Source organism: Comamonas sp. 26 (genome assembly GCF_002754475.1).
Taxonomy (GTDB): domain Bacteria; phylum Pseudomonadota; class Gammaproteobacteria; order Burkholderiales; family Burkholderiaceae_C; genus Comamonas.
Genome location: NZ_PEFL01000001.1, coordinates 2808995 through 2828842, shown reverse-complemented (window position 1 = coordinate 2828842; position 19848 = coordinate 2808995). Strand labels below are relative to the sequence as shown.

Sequence of the window (19848 nt, the reverse complement as noted above, 5' to 3'; positions counted from 1 at the left end):
GGAAAAACCGGGGGCTAGTGGGTCACTTCTGGGTGGAAATCAACAAGCTTAGCCCATGGTTTGAAGTATTGGCGCAGTTTGGGCAGCGAAAATCTACCTATAACACCTACAGGGCAGCGTTGACGTGGTGGGTAGGTGATTTTGTCCCTGTGGGACTTTCAGACTTGTTCCAAGAGCAAGTCGCTAAAAAGCTGAAGTACCCCAATGTGCATCCCTTTGTGCTGAACTATTTGGACTATCTGCTGTGGCGTAACAGTGCTGACAAAGCTGTGAATTTTGCGTTCTCCACAGCGCGGCGCTCTGTTGAGCACTTGCACCCCCAAAACCAAAATATTTCCGGCTCAGCGTACCAATGGGATCCATCGCACCTGCATGCCTTTGGCAACTTGTGCTTGGTTACTCAGTCTATGAACTCCAAGCTCAGTGATCGTGCCGAGGATGCGAAGTTTGGAGAGCTGTTGGGTAGTGCATTCCCACAAAGTTTAAAAATTCATGCAATGCATAAGTCATATAAAGAGAATAACGAGAAGTGGAATGAATCTACTATGAGTAAACATGAGCAGGGAATGTTGAAATTGCTAGGGTTAAAAAGTGAGGAGCCTAAAAAATGAGTGATTCTGAATCAATCGCTCAGCTTATTAAGCTATTAAAGAACGATAGCAGTGAGCAGTTTTCTGTTGCTTGGGTTCAAAGAAAATTGCGAACGGGTTACAACAAGGCTTGTTCTATTCGCGACCAAATGATTGTTCAAGGGCTTATTGAAAAAGTCCAGAGAACCTCTTTCTCAGGCGATATAGAGTTTTGTTATGTTTTAGCAGGTGAGAGGCCTAAAGAGGGACAGCAATGGTTTGAAATTTAAAAGAAGCGTGTATTAAATTTCAATTCACCCTCAAGAAAAAAAGATGATTATTGAGGGTGAAAACCTTTTATTTTGACTGATAGAAGCTTCTGATGAATTCTGTGATTTCTGAATCCAGCCAAACAGAGGTTCTGGCTCCGAGCTTCTTGGGTGCAGGGAAGATGCCTGTCTTCATCCCCGCATAGAAGCTAGACCTTGAGACAGTCAATCGCTCCAAAACCTCAGGCAAACGCAAGAATCTATCTTCGGGGGAAATACTATTTTTCATCATGTTTTCAATCATCAAGTTACACATTTACCATTTGGTCCAGCGTGTAGAAGTAACTCGCCAAGATTCAGAGAACCTTGCCTTGATATCGAATTATTCACAGATCAGCATTGAATTACGAACTTGATGGAGTCTAAGACAAACTTTCTTCAGAATATTTTTGGATGATTCAGGTGTATTGATATAAGTTATAATTCTTCAAAGATCCTTGATTTCCAATGCCCCATTTAATGGGGAACAATATGGGAATATTAAAGTTACTAAAATAACAAAAACTTATATTTGACTTTGTTTTTGAAAGGTGATTAAATTCACGCCAGCACGTCCAAGGGCGTTCACTGAAGTCCAGTGAGCGCCATTTTTCTTTGGTAAATCAACGACTTGCCTTCCGTAGTCGCCCGCCGAGGTTCGTGGGCATCCGAGGCAAAGTGGGGGTAGAACTCGCCAAAAGCCTATACTTTGGCTAAGTTGTACCCCCACTTTCAGGCTAAACCCAGCAACCCAGCAACCCAGCAACCATGCGGCCTGGCGGCCCATGCGTTGTACCCCCACCCTGGGGCCGAGAGCGGGAATTTGTACCCCCACCTAGGAAGGCTGTACCCCATGCTGACCGATGCCCACTGCCGCAACGCCATCTGCCCACCTGATCGCAAGCAGGCACGCTTCACCGACGCTGGCGGGCTGTACCTGCAAGTCAGCCCCAGCGGCTCCAAGCGCTGGTTCTACAAGTACCGTACCGACGGAAAAGAAAAGCAGCTTGCGTTGGGCAGTTACCCCGCCGTAGGGCTGACCGCAGCCCGCAAAGCGCGTGATGTTGCCAAGATGCAACGGGCGCAGGGCAGCGACCCTATCGAGGCACGCAAGCTGGAAAAGCTCAAAGGCGGGATCGATCGCGGAGATAGCTTCCAGGCCGTGGCGCTGGACTGGCACGGCAAGCAGGTAGCCGGTTGGAATGCCGAACTTGAGACAGTTGGAGCGCGACCTGTTCCCCTGGCTGGGTCAGCCCCCTTGGCCGGCATCGAGCCCATGGAGCTGGTGTTCGTCTTGCAGAAGGTGGAAGAGCGTGGCGCACTGGAGACTGCCGACCGGGCACTAATGCTGGCCCGCCAGATATGGCGCTATGGGCTGCCCACCGTCAGCAACAACCAGTGCGACATTACCGAAGGCCTGAAAAGCCGCCTCACCCCGTACCATGCAAAGAACTTTGCCGCCATCGTCGAGCCACAGCGCTTTGACGAGCTGCTGGGGGCCATGCATGCCTACAAAGGTGGGCGCACGCCTTGCTGGTGGCTCCCTTGCTGTGCCAGCGCCCCGGCAACCTGCGCATGATGGAATGGGCTGAGCTGGATCTGGATGCTGGCCTGCGGACCCTTCCCAGTGAAAAGATGACGCGCACACCAGGCAGGAGAAAGAAAATGGCGAGCTGCACGTGGTGTCCATGCCCGTCCAAGCGGTGGATCTGCTGCGAGAGCTGCACTCCCTAACAGGCCATGGCCGTTATGTGTTCCCCGACCAGCGCAACCACGACCGCACCCTGTCCGACAACTCTGAGTGCAGCACTCTCGATGGGCTGGGCTTCGGTACGGAGCAAAGCTGGCATGGCTTCAGAGCCAGTGCCCGCACCATGCTGGTGGATCTGGACCCGCTGGCCATCGAGGCCAAACTGGCCCACGTCGTGAAAGATGCCAACGGTCGTAGCTACAATCGCACCAAGTACCTAGCCAAGCGCTTTGACCTGATTCAGCAGTGGGCCGACTACCTGGACAAGCTGCGCCTCGGTGCCGATGGGCGTTGTTGCATAAATCGCTGCGCTACAGGCCGTAGGCTTGTGGCATGAGCCAGTCCAGTAAACCCCGTTACCGCACGACCAACTGGAAGCAGTACAACGCTGCCCTTAAAGCGCGGGGTTCGTTGTCCATCTGGCCATGTCCTGGTTTGCCGCTGTTAGCGGCAAACGTGGGCGAAGCCCGAAGTTCTCGGATGCAGCCATCCAATTTTGTTTGACGCTCAAAAACCTGTTTGGCCTGGCCCTACGGCAAACCACGGGCTTGGTGCAATCGGTGTTGCAACTGAGTGGGCTTGCATGGCCAGTGCCGGACTTCAGCACGCCTTGCCGGCGGCAACTCGAGCTGAATGTTCAGGTGCCGTACACACGCAGCCAAGCAGGGCTGCACATTGGCATTGATGCCCAGACATTACAGATTCGAGCGATCTGCTTAACTTCAAATAACGTCAGCGATGCGTCTTTTCTACCTGACTTACTGCAGCAGTTGCCGGAGGATGAAGCGCTTGAGAGCTTGACAGGCGATGGCGCTTACGACACGCAGCCAGTCCATGAAGCGGTGATGAGGCGTGGTTCTACTCCTGCCATCCCTGCTCGAAAGAATGCACGACTCCGTAAAGGGTGCGTCTTTGAGTATCGCAATGCAGCGATTGCCGCGTGTTGGCGATTGGGACGAGGTATCTGGAAACGTTGGAGTGGCTATCACCAGCGAAGTTTGGTGGAAACCAAGATGAACTGCATCAAACGGCTGGGTGAGCGTGTGATGTCCCGCACCTTTGAGCGCCAAGTGAATGAGCTGCATATCCGAGCAGCCATATTGAATCGATTCACAGAGCTGGGCCGTCCTCAGACGGCAGCCGTGGCATAGCCACGGCTGGGGTTAGAGGGAGCTTGCCTCGAACCGGATTTATGCAACAACGCCCGAGTAATTTTAACTAAGCGAGAACTACGCGATTGCGCCCTGTCGCTTTACCTTTGTACATGGCGACATCAGCACGGGAGATGAGAGCTTCGGCGGTTTCTCCCTGTCGGTACTGAGCAGCACCCAGCGTGCAGGTTACTCGCAGTTCTTTGTGGAGCATTTGCGACCACGGAAGGGATTCTGTTCGCTCGCGAATTCTCTCAAGCAATACCTTGGCTTGGGAAGCTTCGGTGTCACAGAGCACTAGAAGAAATTCTTCTCCACCATAACGACCAACATGATCGGCTGCACGAATCTGCGATGAAAGAAGTTGACCAAAGGCTCTAAGCACTTTATCTCCGCCTTCATGACCATAGCGGTCATTAACTTGTTTGAAAAAATCAATATCAAGTAATGCAATGCAAAATGGAGTATTACTGCGCCGGGCTGTGTTGATGCATTGCTGCAGCCGCTCCATGATGCCTCGGCGGTTCGCTATTCCCGTCAAATCATCATTGCGCGCTAAGTCTTCAATCTGCTTTAGCGCGATGGCCAGTTTTTCATTACTCGCACTGAGTCGATATTGCATGCTGCGAAAGTAAGTGACTAGGACACTGCATCGGACGACCGCACCCAGCATAGTGCCGACGGTTAGGAATTGCCCGATCAGTGTGTCGGTCGTCATACGCATCTGTGGCCCCACCCAGTAAACGGCCAAAGCAATTGCAATGAGCGTGCGGCTCCAAGTCATCCAGAAGCTGGTACGCCGTGGCGCAAGAAATCCATCGGTGCTGAAGACTAAAAGCATAACCAGTGCCTGAAACGCGACTTTGGGTGCTGCCATAAGCAAGCCCAGCACCCCTGTAACCGCGATCAATTGGTGCCAGAAGAACAAGCCAGGGTCGCGTTGAGTCTGACTCCAGCCACTTGCGTAGGCCCAGGTGATGAAGGCCATTCCTATGCTTATCCAGAGGCCGTAGAGCAAAACTGCATGCAGTGGCGCGTAGCCTGCCCAGGAGTGTCCGAGAAATAGTCCAAAGGCATATAGATGGCTCAATAGGACTGATATATGTAGCTGCCAGGTGCGCCGTCGCCAGCGCTCGAAGTGCTGAACCTCATCAGCCAGAGGCGATGAAGACTTAGGGCTCCACAGAGGAAGTCCACGTGTTTTCTCGGAGGTGGATGCCATTGCCAGTTAATAGACGCGTAAATCCGTAGCGCGAATAGTTGTTGCAAATAGCAGTTTGCCTGACTTTCCTCATAAGTAAATCACGTTGAAGATTCTGAATAGGATCTGCTTGAGGTCATGGACATCAAGAGACAACCTTCTAGATTTCTTGAATCTGGGCATTGATCCATCCGGCCTTGGCGGTCAGTTCTTTGCATTGCTGGGCAGCCTCTTGAAGGATGTAGGCCTTGCCGCGTACAGCAGTGTGCTTGGCGGGGCGAAGCCATGCTGTTTCATCAAATGGTTCTGGCAGTTTGCCGCCTGCCTTTTGCGCCATTTGGCGCAGCCGCCCGTGCGCTTGCATTGCCTTTTCCAGCTTGCCAAGCTGGATACCCGAGACGCGCCAGCCCTTGTGCACTGACACGGGGTCTGTCTTGACAGTAAGGCGACGCTTGCGGTCGAGCTCTGCTCCTTGGGCTCGCATGTCTGCCATTCGGCTCTGAGAGATACGGTCGCCGTTGTGGTTCACGAAAGTCAGACTCAATTGAGCCTCCAAAGAAAAAAGCCCGCTGCATGGCGGGCTGGGTTGTGAGGTGGCTTCTTAGAATGGGTTTTCGCTGGGGGGGCGGTATCAGCAGGTGCAGCTTATGGGCCGGTCGTCCCATGTCATGGCCAGCTTGGTGGGCATCTTGCCGTGCTCGATGTGCTGGCGCACCTCGTCAATATCCAGCGGGTGGAGTGCGTAACGCACCACAGCCTTGGATTCGTCGGCAGCCTTCAGTTCATATTCGCGATCCACCACAAAGCCTGCGGGCGGCTCTTGCGTCATCAGCCAATGGACCATGGCAGCCTGTGGGCTGGTCTGTGTATCTACCAGTGCCAGCGTAAAACCGGGCAGGCGTTCGTCTTCGGCGGCCAGCAGGGCCAGCTTGGCCTCGTCCTTCAGGTCTTTTTTCTCTTTTTTGCCTAGCTTGCGGACCTCAGTCGCCTGAATGTGAGCAGCCTTTTCGTGAACCCTGCGGTTGAGCATACTGACAGGCAACATCTTGGATTCGCTCATGAAGCGCATCACGCATTGCCCGGCCACAGATTCGACCAGCCGGCCATGCTGCTCACCACTCGGCAAAAACTGTCTTTTGCAGGGCATCAGCCAGCACCTGCAAGCTCTCGGTAATGCGGTAAATGGTTATGTTATTGAACATTTTGGCTCCATAAATAATAAAACCCGCTGATTGCGGGTTTGTTGGTTTTTGATGCACTGCAATATTTCGGAGTGTGAGCTGCCGCAAAATTGATCACAGATAACAAATTTAGTTGTCGGGGTTGCTTCTTGTCTGTCATGTCATGAAAACAAAAGCCATTACGTTCTTACTGGCATCAATCTGTTTTGCCACACTGTCTGAAAAAACGATTGCGCAGGACACCAGCGATGTCGCCAGTACAGTTTCGAGCGAGGTAAAGAGAGCTGTTTCCGATGCGCTGCAGGTTTATAAGAAGAGCGGCATACCAGGGTTGACCGACGCTGTGTCAGAGTGCTGGAGGGTGCCACGTGACTTCTGTCTCTACTTGGACTTTGCGTCACACCGCATTGCATTAAGCGCAACGTACACAGGGCCCCCTTTGTCCCCGTATTTCTACACTTCATCCGTCTCTAAGCGAGGTCATATTTGGCTCAGGCCAAACGGTCGCGGACAAGAGTCGAACGATCAGTATTTGAATGCCGTCGATCAAGTGATGAGCCGGGTATTGATCGCGCAACGGGACAGAATGTTCAGCAGCAGTCCTTGATGCTCGTCACGGCTTATCCTTTGGGCATTGCGCAGTTTGTTCGTCCAGCCACTCAGCGGCGTTGTTGCATAAATCAGTCAGTGCGATCCGATAGGCTCGCCGGATGAGTAAGACCCGCAGTTCTAGGCCCAGCTATCGCACTACCAACTTGCCTAGCTACAACGCCGCTTTGAAGTCACGGGGCTCGTTGACTATCTGGCTCGATAAACGCATGCAATGGTTTACCTCAGCCAGCGGTAAACGTGGGCGCAGTCTGAGGTTCTCTGATGCAGCCGTCCAGTTTTGCCTGACCATCAAGAACTTGTTCGGTCTAGCGTTACGCCAGACGATGGGCTTTGTTGAATCCCTTTTGCATTTGTCAGGACTGCATTGGTCAGTGCCTGACTTCAGCACTGTCTGCCGTCGTCAACATAGTCTGCAAGTTCATGTGCCGTATCGCTCTAGTCAGGCAGGGCTGCATTTACTCGTGGACTCTACGGGTATCAGGTTTTTGGGTGAAGGCGAGTGGAAGTGCAAAAAGCACGGCCCTGAGCGCCGACGTCAGTGGCGCAAGCTGCATATCGGCATTGACGCTCAAACGTTGCAGATACGGGCGATTTGCGTGGCCAGCAATGATGTGAGCGATGCGGCTGTCGTTGCCCAGATGTTGGACAAGTCCCTGGCAACGAGGCTGTACTCAGCCTTACCGGTGATGATGCCTATGACACCCAGCCGATGTATGAAGCGGCCATCCAAAGAGGAGCCATTCCCATCGTTCACCCGAGGAAAAATGCACGAATACGCAAAGGCGATGCCTTTGCGTATCGCAATGCGGCTATCACCGCATGCAGACACTTGGGCCGAAGGATATGTGGTTATCACCGGCGCAGCCTAGTAGAGACCAAGATGAACTGCATCAAACGACTGGGCGAGCGGGTCATGTCCCGCACCTTTGAACGGCAAGTCAATGAACTGCACATCCGCAGACGGTGGTCGTGGCATAGCTGCGTCTGGGGTTAAGAGGTAACTCAACCTCAGACGGATTTATGCAAAAACGCCTAGTGGATCTCATTTCGGTGAATATAGCGGCAGCGGGTCTTGTACTCCAGCGGGTTTCCGTACCATCGACCGCAATCATCACGCCAGTGATGTTGGGGTCGATTTCAAGGGATATCCCATATTTCAGCTGAAGGCTCATTTAGATCCTACGGCTTGGGCTTTCAATTATTTGGGTAGCAATACCTTGTCAATCACGTGAATTACGCCATTGGATTGATACACGTTTGGAATGGTCACTGTGGCCATGCCACCTTTTTCATCTATTAGCATGATTTTCTTGCCGCTGGACTTGGCCGTGAGGGTGCCACCGCTGACAGTCTTGATCATGGCCTTGCCTTTACCGTCCTTGATCATTTTGCTGAGAGCCGCGGCGTCCCATTTTCCTGGGACAACGTGGTAGGTAAGGATTGTTGTCAGCATCTCTTTGTTTTCCGGCTTGAGCAGCGTATCGACAGTGCCTGCGGGCAGAGCATCAAACGCGGCATTGGTTGGAGCAAAGACGGTAAATGGTCCGGGTCCTTTGAGTGTGTCGACGAGGCCGGCAGCTTTGACCGCTGCAACCAAAGTGGTGTGATCTTTGGAGTTGACGGCGTTGTCGATGATGTCCTTGGAAGGCAGCATGGGCGCTCCACCCACCATCACATCAGCCATTGCCGCAGCGGATACAGCAGACAACGAGATTGCCAGGCTGAACGAGGCCAACTTACGTGCAGATTGAATCGAGAACATGGATGCTCCTTGATATACAAGCCGAAAAATGCCGGCTGTAATGAGTACGCAGGCAAGCCATGTCTGGATTCATTAAATTTTTCTAGTTACTTGTCTTGGTGATGATTTAGCTGCGCACACGAAGACATATGGCAAGAATGCCTTAAATAGCGAAGATGCTAGTCTATGAAAATGCTCAGGCGAGGCGGTGCCTCTCTGTTTTTTATCGGCGGTAATCCTAGATCTGGACGGCTCGGCCTATGAACTGGATGGGGCCTGTGGGGCGGCCAATCGGCGATCCACCGTAGGGCTCCAAGGTTAGCTCGAACAACTGATTGGGCTGCAGAGGGGGAAGCTTGTCCACCGGAATCTCTATGACCTCGCCAGGCTTTACCAAGCCCAGAGATGCAGGTGCGCTCCAGCCGTCAGCCTTGGTCCAGAACTGCAGGGATTTCTCGGCGGGAACGCTGTCAGTACCTAGCGGGACCAGACGCAGTCTTCCCTCGACCTGGGCTTGCACCAGCCACCCCGGAGACTGGCTTTGAGGTGCCGCTAGTACGACGAAATAGCGGGGCGCTGCAGGAGTTGAGGCTTCGCGCGCAACAAGGACTGCTGCCAACACCGCCGCGGCGGCGAAGCTGGTACCGGTCAGTCCGCGCCAGAGAGCCACGCTCTCCCACTGCCACCAGCGAATCTTTGCCGCTGCAGCTTGGGTGGGCTTGGCTTTTGTAATGCTTGCGGCAATGCGCTGCCAGAGGCTGGTTGCCGGTTCGACCGGCTCAGCCAACGAGGTGAGGGGCAGCAGTCGCTGCTCCCATTCGTCCACGGCTGCACGCAGGGCGGGTTCGTAAGGCAGGCGAGCTTCGATGGAACGACGCTGACTGACTTCGAGTGTACCCAATACATACTCTCCGGCCTGGGTATACAGGTCGTCTGGAGGCTGTGGTTGTTGGGCTTCTCTGCTCATTGCATGCATTCCCGCAGTGCGCGCAGTCCGCGCTGAATCCAGGCTTTTACTGTGCCCAGGGGGACTTTGACCCTCTCGGCAATTTCGCTATGTGTGCAGCCGTCAACATAAGCGTGCAACAGGCATGCGCGGCGTGCTGGCTCTAAACCATCAAGGCATTGTCCCAGACGGCCAAGCGCTACCTGTCGTGCAAGTTCATCGCCACCTTCCTGCCATGTAGCAAAAGCTGCCTGTGCATCGAGGTGAGTCGTAGCCGGTTCATCCAGCACTGTCTCGCGTGCGCTGTCACGCACTCTATTCAGTGCGGCATGTCTGGCAATGCTGTAGATCCAGCCTCGCCCAGCACCTCGGCCGGCGTCAAAACTCGAGGCGCGCTCCCAGATGGACACAAAAGCATCGTGCAGAACATCCTCTGCAGCGGCACGATCGCGAACAATTCTGAGAGCTACACCCAGCAGGTAGCGCGCTTCGCGCTCATAGATGCTGCGCAAGGCCTCGCTATCACCTCGCGCACAGGCTTGTAGCGCAGCGTCGTGGTCGAAAGCGTCGTCTTGGAGGGCGGCTGCAGGCGGCACAAATAAAAGGGTAGAAAGAAATAGAGGTAGATCCTTCATTCATTCTAGTCATGCCGTGGCAAAGCCTTACATCGTGGGTTTCCAGAAGATGTAATCAGCTTGGTACTTGACCATGGTCTTTTGACCCTTGGTTACCGGGGTGCAAGGTTGATCGGCCGGTGCCACGCCCCCTTGGAGCGCTACGCGCTGTATGTAGCTAACGCCTACCAGTGAGCCGACACCCATGGCGGGATTGGCTTTGACCAATTGATATGGCAAGTTGCCAGGGCCGGAAGGAGCCACTGCGAGCTGTGTGGCGGTGAGCTTAGAGCCGTCGTTGGCTTCCCAGGTTGCGGGCGGGCCGTAGTAGCGGCCTACAGTTTTGCCGGAGCGGTCTTTCAGTACAGCATTAGGTCCTACGAAGACCCATTCGGTTTGACCTGGTGCGTTGGTTTTGTCCCGGCATTCGTAGGTGATGTCGCCACTACCCACAGTTTCCCAGGCGACCTTGTGACCGGCTGGGACCTGAATGGGCGCTGGCAGCGAGGCCTGAGAGAAGTTGCTAGCCGGAGACTTCATCGAGCCGCAGGCAGTGAGTAAAGCTGCGGTGGAGGTGATGGCAGCAAAGGCTGCTAGGCGGTGTGCTAATTGAGTGGTCGACATCGAGATTCTCCAAATAGATTGGTTGAGAAAATTCGCTGATGCAGCACATTTGCTGTGTTGCTGCAGGTACTACCCATGAGATCGATGTTTGGATGCACTGATTGCAAATTTTTTTGCAGAAGAAGCGGCAATGTGCCTTCTAAGAGCTAACCGGACTGTGCATCAACCGATTGTTGTGGGCGCTGGCCGGTACCCAGATGGAGGCATAGTCTTTGCTGATGCTAGCTCCGGTGAGTGTTTTCGTGCAGCCCAAGCCTAACCTAAAGCCTCTTGTCAGCGGGCTGCTATCGGCCAGGAGCAGCCGCGCTATAAACGTTTTACGGTACCATATTTCTCCTTAAGAATGCACACGTTCAGACTGGATTGGAGTCACTCCATTCACCGCCCATAGGCGCTGTTGCACAAATCGACGCTGCGCAAGCGGTAGGCTAGCTGCATGAGCCAGCCACGTAATCCACGCTACCGCACGACCAACTGGAAACAATACAACGCAGCCCTTAGAGCCCGTGGTTCGTTGACGGTTTGGCTGGATAAGTGCATGGCTTGGTTTGCCGCAGCCAGCGGCAAACGCGGGCGTAGCCGAAGTTCTCGGATGCAGCCATCCAATTTTGTTTGACGCTCAAGAACCTGTTTGGCCTAGCGCTCAGGCAAACCACGGGATTGGTGCAATCGATGCTGCAACTGAGTGGGCTTGCATGGTCGGTGCCGGACTTCAGTACCCTGTGCCGACGGCAACTCGATCTGAATGTTCAAGTGCCCTACACACGCAGCCAAGCGGGGCTGCACTTGCTGGTGGACTCCACAGGCATCAAGTTCTTGGGTGAAGGTGAGTGGAAATGCAAAAAGCATGGACCTGAGCGCCGTCGTCAATGGCGCAAACTGCACATTGGCATAGATGCCCAGACCTTACAGATTCGGGCGATCGCTGTGACGTCCAACAATGTGAGCGATGCATCAGTGATCCCTGATTTACTTGCACAGCTACTTGCAGATGAGGTGCTCAAGAGCATGGCAAGTGATGGGGCCTACGACACGCAGCCGGTCCATGAGGCTGTGATTCGCCGTGGTGCGATCCCGATTATTCCGCCACGCAAGAATGCTCGAATGCGCAAAGGCTCTGCCTTTGTGCATCGCAACGCAGCAATAGCTGCATGCAGGCGGTTTGGGCGAAAGATATGGAAAGTGTGGAGCGGCTACCACCGCAGAAGTTTGGTGGAAACCAAGATGAACTGCATCAAGCGCCTAGGCGAGCGTGTGATGTCCCGAACCTTTGAACGCCAAGTGAATGAGCTGCATATCCGGTCAGCCATATTGAATCGATTTACTGAACTGGGCCGTCCTCAGACGGTGGCCGTGGCATAGACACGGCTGGGGTTGGGGTGGTTCGCCTCAAACTGGAGTTATGCAACAGCGCTCCTTCTAAGCCATCAATAATTGATTTAGAAAAATCTGCACGTTATTGATTTTTAAGAGGTTGAGGTTAAAAAAGAATAGCAAAATTCCTTTGAATTCCTTTGAATTCCTTTGAATTCCTTTGAATTCCTTTGAATTCCTTTGAATTCCTTTGAATTCCTTTGAATTCCTTTGAATTCCTTTGAATTCCTTTGAATTCCTTTGAATTCCTCCAAATCCTTCCCAATTCCGTGCAGGTTTCCCCAAAAACTTTTTCAATTTTTTCGAAAAATTTGATGGATAGTAACCATCAATAATAGTCAACAATTTTAAGTTTGCCAACGTAGACTGTTGACTTAGAATTGCGCTATCATTGCAATAGCAAAAATGTCTCGTTAGCTCAGCTGGATAGAGCAGCGGTCTTCTACACCGTAGGTCAGTGGTTCGAATCCACTACGGGACGCCAAAAACAAGCACCTTCTGGTGCTTTTTTTTCGTCCAAAATTCAAGTTGGAGGAACTATGAACACCTATGAAAATTTGCTTGCTTATCTGCGCAACCTCACAGATCAAAAAGAAGTAATGACACCTGCACAACTTGAGAAAATTGTTGGGGTAAGCGGCGTTGTTGCACAAATCGCCGGCTAGGGTCAGGTAGCCTCGTGCGATGAGTCAGTCCCCGCAGTCCAAACCTCGCTATCGCACCACCAATTGGAAGCAATACAACGCTGCGCTCAAAGCGCGGGGCTCACTGACCATCTGGCTGGACAGGGATATGTCTTGGTTTGCCGCTGCCAGCGGCAAACGCGGGCGCAGCCCGCAGTTCTCGGATGCAGCGGTTCAGTTCTGCCTGACCATCAAGAACCTCTTTGGATTGGCCTTGCGGCAGACCACAGGCTTTGTTCAGTCACTACTGGCGTTGTCTGGACTGCTGTGGCCAGTTCCCGACTTCAGCACGTTGTGTCGTCGCCAACGCAGTCTGGATGTCCAAGTGGCGTACCGCTCTAGCGTAGCCGGACTGCACCTACTGGTCGACTCCACTGGCATCAAGTTCCTGGGCGAAGACGAGTGGAAGTGCAAAAAGCACGGGCCAGAGCGCCGCCGCCAGTGGCGCAAGCTGCACATCGGCATTAATGCGCAAACGCTACAGGTACGAGCCATCTGCGTTACTTCGAACAATGTCACTGACGCCGCTGTGTTGCCGCAGTTGCTGGAGCAAGTTCCTGCCGAGGAGCCACTGCTGACAGTGACAGGCGATGGGGCTTATGACACGCAGCCCGTCCATGCGGCGGTCATGCAGCGCAATGCCACGCCCATCATTCCCCGGAGAAAGAATGCCAGGATGCGCAAAGGCGATGCCTTTGCGCACCGCAATGCGGCTATCTCCGCATGTAGGCGCTTCGGTCGCAAGCTATGGAAAAACTGGAGTGGTTACCACCGGCGCAGCCTGGTGGAAACCAAGATGAACTGCATCAAACGGCTGGGTGAACGAGTGATGTCACGCACGTTCGAGCGGCAGGTCAACGAACTGCACATTCGAGCCGCCATCCTCAACCGGTTTACTGAACTGGGCTGCCCCCAGACGGTGGCTGTGGCGTAGCCACGTCTGGGGTTGGGGAAATCTGACCTGGGGCTGATTTATGCAACAACGCCGAAGCCATCCCGCAAAAAACGGGCTTGATAAGTAGTCCCTTTTTTACCTTCACGCGGAACAATCGTAGCCCCACTACGTTTGTCTTAATTGCAGAAAGTTCTTTCATTTAAGTTCTTTATATTTGAACTTTAATTTTTTCCAAAAAATCTCCCCAAATTATTTTAGGATAGAAAAAAGTAAGTAAATTCAATGGGTTGATGAAATGTAGCAATTTCCTTCTGAACTGTGGGTCACAGGTTTGATCCCTGTCGAGGAAAATTCTGCGACTTAACTGTTTTTTATTCCATTTCTTCTTCGAATACGACCGAAGGTGCTGCGACGACTCGACCTATGTCTGCTGGCGATGTGATCAAACTCTTGCTGACATAGCTAAACGGCGTGTCTGGCTCCAGTGCTGAAGTGGCCAGATGGGCTTTAGCTTGGTTGAGTGTGATGTAGTAGCTGCCCATTGGGGTGTCGATGGCTCCGCGTGTCAGCACTGGCGAGCTGCTGCCGCTGCGAGCTGCGTTGTAGCTGTCGGCGAGCATTTGTCCAGGTTCTGCAATTTGCATGACTTGCACGCCTTGCAGACGAAGCCGATCTACCGCTCTGCCTGAGTCTGCAGATAGCCAGTAGCCGCAGGGGCGTGGGCGTGTCTTTTCAGGTTTTATGCGCAGGGATGAGTTCCAGTCCACGCGTGCTTCGACCTCTTGTCCTGAGTCGGCTTGCAGCATGCGAACGCTGTGTTGTTCAGGCGTTTGGACTGCTTGAACAGTAAGTGTGTTTCGGCAAGCCAGAGCCGAGATGTCGCGGGACACAAAGGATTCGACTTGTTTCAAGTTCTGTGATTTTTCTGCAGTTGCTCTCAGCGAGGCGGTGGCGGCGATTACAAGGCTGTGCACGCGACGCTGGATATGCAAGCGGCCTAAGTCGGAGCCGCGGCTGGCGATAAGCAGAGCGGCCGAATTTTTGAGGCTGCTGGCGTTGATCAGCGTGTCTGCATCAAGGCTGGCCATGGAGAGCGATTTGTCGCCTGGCTGCGCACTGGGCTGAAAGAACCATTCATTGCTGAGCTCTGCCTGATTGAGGGCCGAGCGTATAGGTTGGCTGAACCACTCCCGGGCAGCTTTGTTGATGAACTCGTGCGTATTAGCGGCGGCGGCGGGTTGCAGCAGTACGTCATAGCGCTGTACGGCCTGAAATTTCTGCAGAAAAGCACCGCCAGCAGCAAATTCATGCAGGTCGATGACGGCTGCTGGCCGGTAGTTGCGCATCAGGCGAGCGAGTGCCTGTGCTTCAGGGGTGTTTAAAAGCAGGTGGTCGTGTGTGAGATCGGTGCCATCTGCTGTCACGGGGCTGGCTGTGTCTGCTGCATCAGGGTTGGCTCGCGGCACGATGATGATGTTGATTTGTTGTAACAAGGGCGCGAGCAGGCCGCCTTGGCCTAGTTCGCTGGCGACAGCCAGCAAGGCCTCAGTACTGGCGGGTTCATCTCCACGCTGTCCGCCGACGAGCAGCACAGTGGGCTTGCCATTGTTGTTAATGGCAGTGGCTTGCGTGCTTTGGCCTTGTGTTGCAATCAGTGCCTGAATTGGCAGCCCGCGCTGAGAGGTGCCGATGGCTGTCGTGCCAAGCTGGTAACCGTTGCCAGCTTTGCTGCTCAGCGATTGCAGCAAAGTAGCGATTTCTGTATGGGTGCTGAACTGCTGGCGATTCGCACCCAGGCCCGGCGTGGCGTAGAGGGCTGTTGGGTCTGGAAAAAGAGATTCGATCGCGGGGTTGTAGGGTAGCGCTGCGAGTTGTGGAGCAGGTGCGACGGGGTGGCTAACGGCCGGCTGCACTGCAGGTGCTGAAGTCACACTGGCACTTGGCTGGCTTGTTTTTGTTGGTGAACTGTTTGACATGCCAGTCCAAGGCGGTAACTGCACATTGGCGCAGGCCGTCAGTAACACTGCAGAGCCCACGGTCGTCAGCTTGAGCATGCGATGAGCCCAGACAGGCTGAGGGCGCTTGGCTTGAGAGAAAACGGGCTTGGTTAGAAATGTCATAAGTTCAACGCAAATAAAAAGAGCACGCCAAGCGCGAAACCTGAAGCTTCGCACATCCAGATCGGATGTTAGGCCGACTGGCTTGCGATCTGCTGTCAGCGCGTAGCGCTGCCGAGCCAAGAAAAAACAAAAGGGCTGCAATATTTGCTATTGCAGCCCTTGATGAGGTGTGAATTGCTTTGACGGCGTTTTCACGCCCTCAGCTAAGCCAGCGGTTAGCGGCCGTAACCGCCGCCAAAGCCACCACGGTTGCCACCGCGATTGCCGCCACCACCGTTGCTGTTGCCGCCGCCGAAGCTGCCACGGTTACCACCGCCAAAGCCGCCACGGCGACCGCGGTCGGCCATGCTGTCTACGCTGGTGCGCATAGGATCAGGCTGGCCGCCATTGCTGCCGCGCGCGCTGTTGTTGCGAGCATGACCTTGCTGAGTGCCCAGGTGTGCATCAGCGCGTGGGGGCTGGTCGTCATAACGGCCGCCGCGTTCACGGTCACCAAACTGGCGAGAGTCGTTGCGCTTGGGTGCGCGCTGCTGGTCGTTGTTGTAAGGGCGGGGTGCGCGTTCGCTCTGGCCAAATTGTGGCTGGCCTTGCTGCTGGTTGCGATCAGAGCCGCGCTCAGCACCACGTTCAGAACTGCGCTCGGAGTGGCGGTCAAAACCGCGGTCCGAATTGCGGCCGTTGCTGCGTTCTGCGCCTTGCTGGCCCTGGCCTTGAGGGCGTGGGCTGCCGAAGCGGCTGTTGCTGCGTGGCTTGTTCTGGCGTGAAGGACGCTGCTGGGCTTCGCCTTCGGCCTCGCCCTGGCCGTCCGCTGCGGGGCGGCGAGCACCGCCACGGCCACCGTTGGGGGCCTTGTTGGTGCGGATGCGATCCATCATTTCTTGGCGTGCAGCCTTGGCAGCTGCCTGCATGACGTCGCGGCTAGGAGGCTTGCCTGCGCCGCCCCACAGAGTTTGGCGACCCATGGCGATGGGCTCAGCCACTTCGCCTTCTTCGGGGCCAAAGCCTTCGACCAGCGCCACTGGAATCTCTTGCTTGGTAAAGCGCTCGATGTCCATCATGAAGCCTTCTTCGTCCATGCAGACCAGGCTCACGGCGTTGCCTTCGCGACCTGCGCGGCCAGTGCGGCCAATGCGGTGCACATAGTCTTCCGAGATGTTAGGAATCTCGTAGTTGACCACGTTGGGCAGTTCGTCGATGTCGATACCGCGTGCTGCAATATCAGTAGCTACCAGTGCACGCAGTTCGCCGGTCTTGAAGCCTTCGAGGGCTTGAGTGCGGGCACTTTGGCTCTTGTTGCCGTGCAGGGCCATGGCGGAGACGCCATTCTTGGTCAGGTACTCGGCAACATTGTTGGCGCCAAACTTGGTGCGGGTGAACACCAGCACCTGGCTCCAGTTGTTTTCCTGAATGATGTGCAGCAGAACCTGCTTCTTCTTGCCGCGACCCACGGGGTGGATCACCTGCTTGATGCGCTGCACTGTCGTGTTGCTGGGCGTAACCTGAATGGACTTAGGGTTGCGCAGCAGGCCATTGGCCAGATCACGAATTTCATCGCTGAAAGTGGCCGAGAACAGCAGGCTTTGCTTGTCCTTGGGCACCAGTGCCAACACCTTCTTGACGTCGTGGATAAAGCCCATGTCCAGCATGCGGTCGGCTTCGTCCAGAATCAGCATCTCGACGGTAGACAGGTCCATGAAACCCTGGCCTGCCAGATCCAGCAAACGACCGGGAGTGGCGACCAGAACGTCCACGCCTTTTTCGATGCGGGCGATTTGTGGCTTCATGCCAACACCACCGAAGATGACGGTGGAGTTGATGTCCATGTACTTGGCGTAGCTGCGCAGGTTTTCTTCAACCTGAGCGGCTAGCTCACGGGTGGGCGTCAGCACCAGCGTGCGAATGCCCTTGCCACCAAATCGGTTCTTGGGCGCTGTGCCAGTTGCCAGGCGTTGCAGCATGGGCAGCGTAAACGCTGCGGTCTTGCCGGTGCCGGTCTGAGCGCCTGCCAGCAGGTCGTGACCTGCGAGAACCAGCGGAATGGCTTGCGCCTGAATGGGCGTGGGGTTTTCGTAACCCTGCTCTTGTACGGCCTTGAGAATGGCCGGAGCCAGATTCAGTTCTTCAAATGTCATTGTGATCAATTGCGCCAATCCTGGGCGCGGGGTATCAGCCTGTCATGGCAGCCCGTTGGGCTGCCTGGCCAGTTGTAGGCAGATAAAGTTGCGTGTTGGGAGCTTGGAAACGCTTCCGTTGTCCCCAGCTGAAGTGCTGCTGCAGAAGGCAACTGGACGCCTATTGCGAGGGGTATTGTCGCATGCGCCGATAATCATGGTTTGTTTGCCGTGAAATGCGGCACACTTTTTTGCATAAATTCAAGCAACTCAAAGCAATTCGAACATGGCTCAATACGTTTTTTCGATGAATCAGCTGACCAAGACGGTGCCGCCAAAGCGCCAGATCTTGAAAGGTATTTCGCTGAGCTTCTTCCCTGGCGCCAAGATTGGCGTGCTGGGCCTGAATGGTTCGGGCAAGTCTTCGCTGCTGAAGATCATGGCTGGCGTGGACAAGGAATTCGAAGGCGAAGCTATCCCAATGCAGGGCCTGTCCATCGGCTACCTGCCCCAGGAGCCTCAGCTCAACCCCGAGCACACCGTGCGTCAGGCTGTCGAAGAAGCCATGGCCGAGGTGAACAACGCTAAGGCTCGTCTGGAAGAAGTCTACGCAGCCTATGCTGAAGAAGACGCTGACTTTGATGCGCTGGCCGCAGAGCAGGGCGAGCTGGAAGCGGTGATTGCTGCCGCTGGTACAGACTCCGAGCACCAGCTGGAAATCGCTGCTGACGCGCTGCGCCTGCCCGCATGGGATGCCATCGTGGGTCAGTTGTCTGGTGGTGAAAAGCGCCGCGTGGCGCTGTGCAAGCTGCTGTTGTCCAAGCCCGACATGCTGCTGCTTGACGAACCTACCAACCACTTGGACGCTGAGTCTGTCGACTGGCTGGAGCAGTTCCTGCACCGCTTTACCGGCACTGTGGTGGCGATTACCCACGATCGCTACTTCCTGGATAACGCTGCTGAGTGGATTCTGGAACTGGACCGTGGTCACGGCATTCCTTACAAGGGCAACTACTCCGACTGGCTGGTCCAGAAGGGCAACCGCCTGGAAGCTGAACAAAAGGGTGAGGAAGCCCGCGCCAAGGCCTTGAAGAAGGAGCTAGAGTGGGTGCGCCAGAACGCCAAGGGTCGTCAGGCCAAGTCCAAGGCGCGTATTGCACGCTTCGAGGAACTGAGCGATTACGAATACCAGCAGCGCAACGAAACACAGGAAATCTTTATTCCTGTGGCCGAGCGTCTGGGCTCCAAGGTTATCGAGTTCAACAACGTGTCGAAGTCGTTTGGCGACCGCATGCTGATCGACAACCTGTCGATGAACATTCCAGCTGGTGCCATCGTCGGCATCATTGGCCCTAACGGTGCGGGTAAGTCGACGCTATTCAAACTGATCGCTGGCAAGGAACAGCCTGATTCGGGTACCGTGGATATTGGCTCCACCGTGAAGATGGCTTTTGTTGACCAGCACCGCGATGCGCTGGCCAATGAAAAGACGGTGTGGGAAGACATCTCCGGTGGTCTTGATATCATCACCGTGGGCAAGTTCCAGATGGCTTCGCGTGCCTACGCCGGTCGCTTCAACTTCAACGGCCAAGACCAACAAAAGAAGGTCGGCAACCTCTCCGGTGGTGAGCGTGGTCGTCTGCACCTGGCCAAGACCCTGATTCAGGGCGGCAATGTGCTGATGCTGGACGAACCATCCAACGACTTGGACGTGGAAACCCTGCGTGCGCTGGAAGATGCGCTGCTGGAATACGCTGGTACCGTGATGGTGATTTCTCACGATCGCTGGTTCCTGGACCGTATTGCTACCCATATTTTGGCTGCTGAAGGCGATTCGCAGTGGGTGTTCTTCGACGGTAACTACCAAGAGTACGAAGCCGACAAGAAGAAGCGCCTGGGCGTTGAGGGTGCGGCACCCAAGCGCATGCGTTACAAAGCGTTGAAGTAAACGACAAAATGCTTCCAGCC

At 54.6% G+C, this 19848-nt stretch carries 16 protein-coding genes, 1 tRNA gene and 4 pseudogenes; 11 read left to right on the top strand and 10 right to left on the bottom strand.

Annotated elements, in window-relative coordinates; translation table 11 throughout:
- Positions 1 to 32 precede the first annotated feature (32 nt).
- Both CLU84_RS13160 and CLU84_RS13155 read left to right on the top strand, forming a co-directional pair.
- Positions 33 to 611, top strand: coding sequence for an HNH endonuclease family protein (locus tag CLU84_RS13160; protein WP_158235219.1), 579 nt, complete (start codon positions 33 to 35; stop codon positions 609 to 611).
- The gene (locus tag CLU84_RS13155) at positions 608 to 859 is read left to right on the top strand and encodes a DNA translocase FtsK (RefSeq protein WP_099737551.1); all 252 of its coding nucleotides are present in this window, start codon (positions 608 to 610) and stop codon (positions 857 to 859) included. Before CLU84_RS13160 ends, CLU84_RS13155 begins: the two co-directional genes overlap by 4 nt.
- A gap of 67 nt (positions 860 to 926) precedes the next feature.
- Here CLU84_RS13155 and CLU84_RS13150 read toward each other — a convergent pair whose 3' ends face one another.
- Complete coding sequence (locus CLU84_RS13150; protein WP_099738016.1) at positions 927 to 1127, bottom strand: AlpA family transcriptional regulator; 201 nt, start codon at positions 1125 to 1127, stop codon at positions 927 to 929.
- Between the two features lie 603 nt (positions 1128 to 1730).
- Here CLU84_RS13150 and CLU84_RS22475 point away from each other — a divergent pair.
- From CLU84_RS22475 to CLU84_RS13140, 3 genes and pseudogenes are all read left to right on the top strand, one after another.
- Positions 1731 to 2456, top strand: coding sequence for an integrase arm-type DNA-binding domain-containing protein (locus CLU84_RS22475; protein WP_233210044.1), 726 nt, complete (start codon positions 1731 to 1733; stop codon positions 2454 to 2456).
- A 103-nt stretch (positions 2457 to 2559) separates the two neighbouring features.
- Positions 2560 to 2964 carry a hypothetical protein gene (locus CLU84_RS22470; RefSeq protein ID WP_233210043.1) on the top strand — a complete coding sequence of 135 codons (405 nt, stop codon included), beginning with the start codon at positions 2560 to 2562 and terminating at the stop codon, positions 2962 to 2964.
- Positions 2961 to 3778, top strand: a pseudogene (locus CLU84_RS13140) (IS5 family transposase). Before CLU84_RS22470 ends, CLU84_RS13140 begins: the two are co-directional and overlap by 4 nt.
- 67 nt (positions 3779 to 3845) lie before the next feature.
- On the opposite strand, the gene CLU84_RS13135 reads toward CLU84_RS13140, so the two are convergent.
- From CLU84_RS13135 to rdgC, 3 genes and pseudogenes are all read right to left on the bottom strand, one after another.
- Complete coding sequence (locus CLU84_RS13135) at positions 3846 to 4766, bottom strand: GGDEF domain-containing protein (protein WP_099737550.1); 921 nt, start codon at positions 4764 to 4766, stop codon at positions 3846 to 3848.
- A gap of 373 nt (positions 4767 to 5139) precedes the next feature.
- Complete coding sequence (locus CLU84_RS13130) at positions 5140 to 5523, bottom strand: hypothetical protein (protein ID WP_099737549.1); 384 nt, start codon at positions 5521 to 5523, stop codon at positions 5140 to 5142.
- A 108-nt stretch (positions 5524 to 5631) separates the two neighbouring features.
- A pseudogene (rdgC, locus tag CLU84_RS13125) lies at positions 5632 to 6181 on the bottom strand (recombination-associated protein RdgC); the annotation flags it as partial.
- Between the two features lie 689 nt (positions 6182 to 6870).
- On the opposite strand from rdgC, the pseudogene CLU84_RS13115 reads away from it, so the two are divergent.
- A pseudogene (locus tag CLU84_RS13115) lies at positions 6871 to 7766 on the top strand (IS5 family transposase).
- Positions 7767 to 7970: 204 nt separating this feature from the next.
- On the opposite strand, the gene CLU84_RS13110 reads toward CLU84_RS13115, so the two are convergent.
- From CLU84_RS13110 to CLU84_RS13095, 4 genes are all read right to left on the bottom strand, one after another.
- Entirely contained in the window at positions 7971 to 8534 is a 564-nt protein-coding gene (locus CLU84_RS13110) for a fasciclin domain-containing protein (protein WP_099737548.1), read from the bottom strand.
- Between the two features lie 217 nt (positions 8535 to 8751).
- On the bottom strand, positions 8752 to 9480 hold the full coding sequence (locus tag CLU84_RS13105; protein ID WP_099737547.1) for an anti-sigma factor domain-containing protein: 729 nt from the start codon (positions 9478 to 9480) through the stop codon (positions 8752 to 8754).
- Positions 9477 to 10055 carry a sigma-70 family RNA polymerase sigma factor gene (locus tag CLU84_RS13100; protein ID WP_099737546.1) on the bottom strand — a complete coding sequence of 193 codons (579 nt, stop codon included), beginning with the start codon at positions 10053 to 10055 and terminating at the stop codon, positions 9477 to 9479. Before CLU84_RS13100 ends, CLU84_RS13105 begins: the two co-directional genes overlap by 4 nt.
- A gap of 66 nt (positions 10056 to 10121) precedes the next feature.
- Positions 10122 to 10697 carry a DUF3455 domain-containing protein gene (locus CLU84_RS13095; RefSeq protein WP_099737545.1) on the bottom strand — a complete coding sequence of 192 codons (576 nt, stop codon included), beginning with the start codon at positions 10695 to 10697 and terminating at the stop codon, positions 10122 to 10124.
- 436 nt (positions 10698 to 11133) lie between these two features.
- Here CLU84_RS13095 and CLU84_RS13090 point away from each other — a divergent pair.
- From CLU84_RS13090 to CLU84_RS13075, 4 genes and pseudogenes are all read left to right on the top strand, one after another.
- A pseudogene (locus CLU84_RS13090) lies at positions 11134 to 12059 on the top strand (IS5 family transposase).
- Between the two features lie 419 nt (positions 12060 to 12478).
- A tRNA-Arg gene (locus CLU84_RS13080) sits at positions 12479 to 12555 on the top strand.
- A 55-nt stretch (positions 12556 to 12610) separates the two neighbouring features.
- Entirely contained in the window at positions 12611 to 12736 is a 126-nt protein-coding gene (locus CLU84_RS22570) for a hypothetical protein (protein ID WP_255409120.1), read from the top strand.
- A gap of 19 nt (positions 12737 to 12755) precedes the next feature.
- Entirely contained in the window at positions 12756 to 13688 is a 933-nt protein-coding gene (locus tag CLU84_RS13075) for an IS5 family transposase (protein WP_099737543.1), read from the top strand.
- A 332-nt stretch (positions 13689 to 14020) separates the two neighbouring features.
- Here CLU84_RS13075 and CLU84_RS13065 read toward each other — a convergent pair whose 3' ends face one another.
- Positions 14021 to 15769 (bottom strand): M14 family zinc carboxypeptidase, encoded by a 1749-nt coding sequence (locus CLU84_RS13065; protein ID WP_099737541.1) that lies wholly within the window; start codon positions 15767 to 15769, stop codon positions 14021 to 14023.
- Positions 15770 to 15984: 215 nt separating this feature from the next.
- Positions 15985 to 17901 (bottom strand): DEAD/DEAH box helicase, encoded by a 1917-nt coding sequence (locus CLU84_RS13060; RefSeq protein ID WP_099737540.1) that lies wholly within the window; start codon positions 17899 to 17901, stop codon positions 15985 to 15987.
- Between the two features lie 265 nt (positions 17902 to 18166).
- Here CLU84_RS13060 and ettA point away from each other — a divergent pair, with 265 nt between their 5' ends.
- Positions 18167 to 19828, top strand: coding sequence for an energy-dependent translational throttle protein EttA (gene ettA / locus CLU84_RS13055; RefSeq protein ID WP_099737539.1), 1662 nt, complete (start codon positions 18167 to 18169; stop codon positions 19826 to 19828).
- Positions 19829 to 19848: the final 20 nt, after the last annotated feature.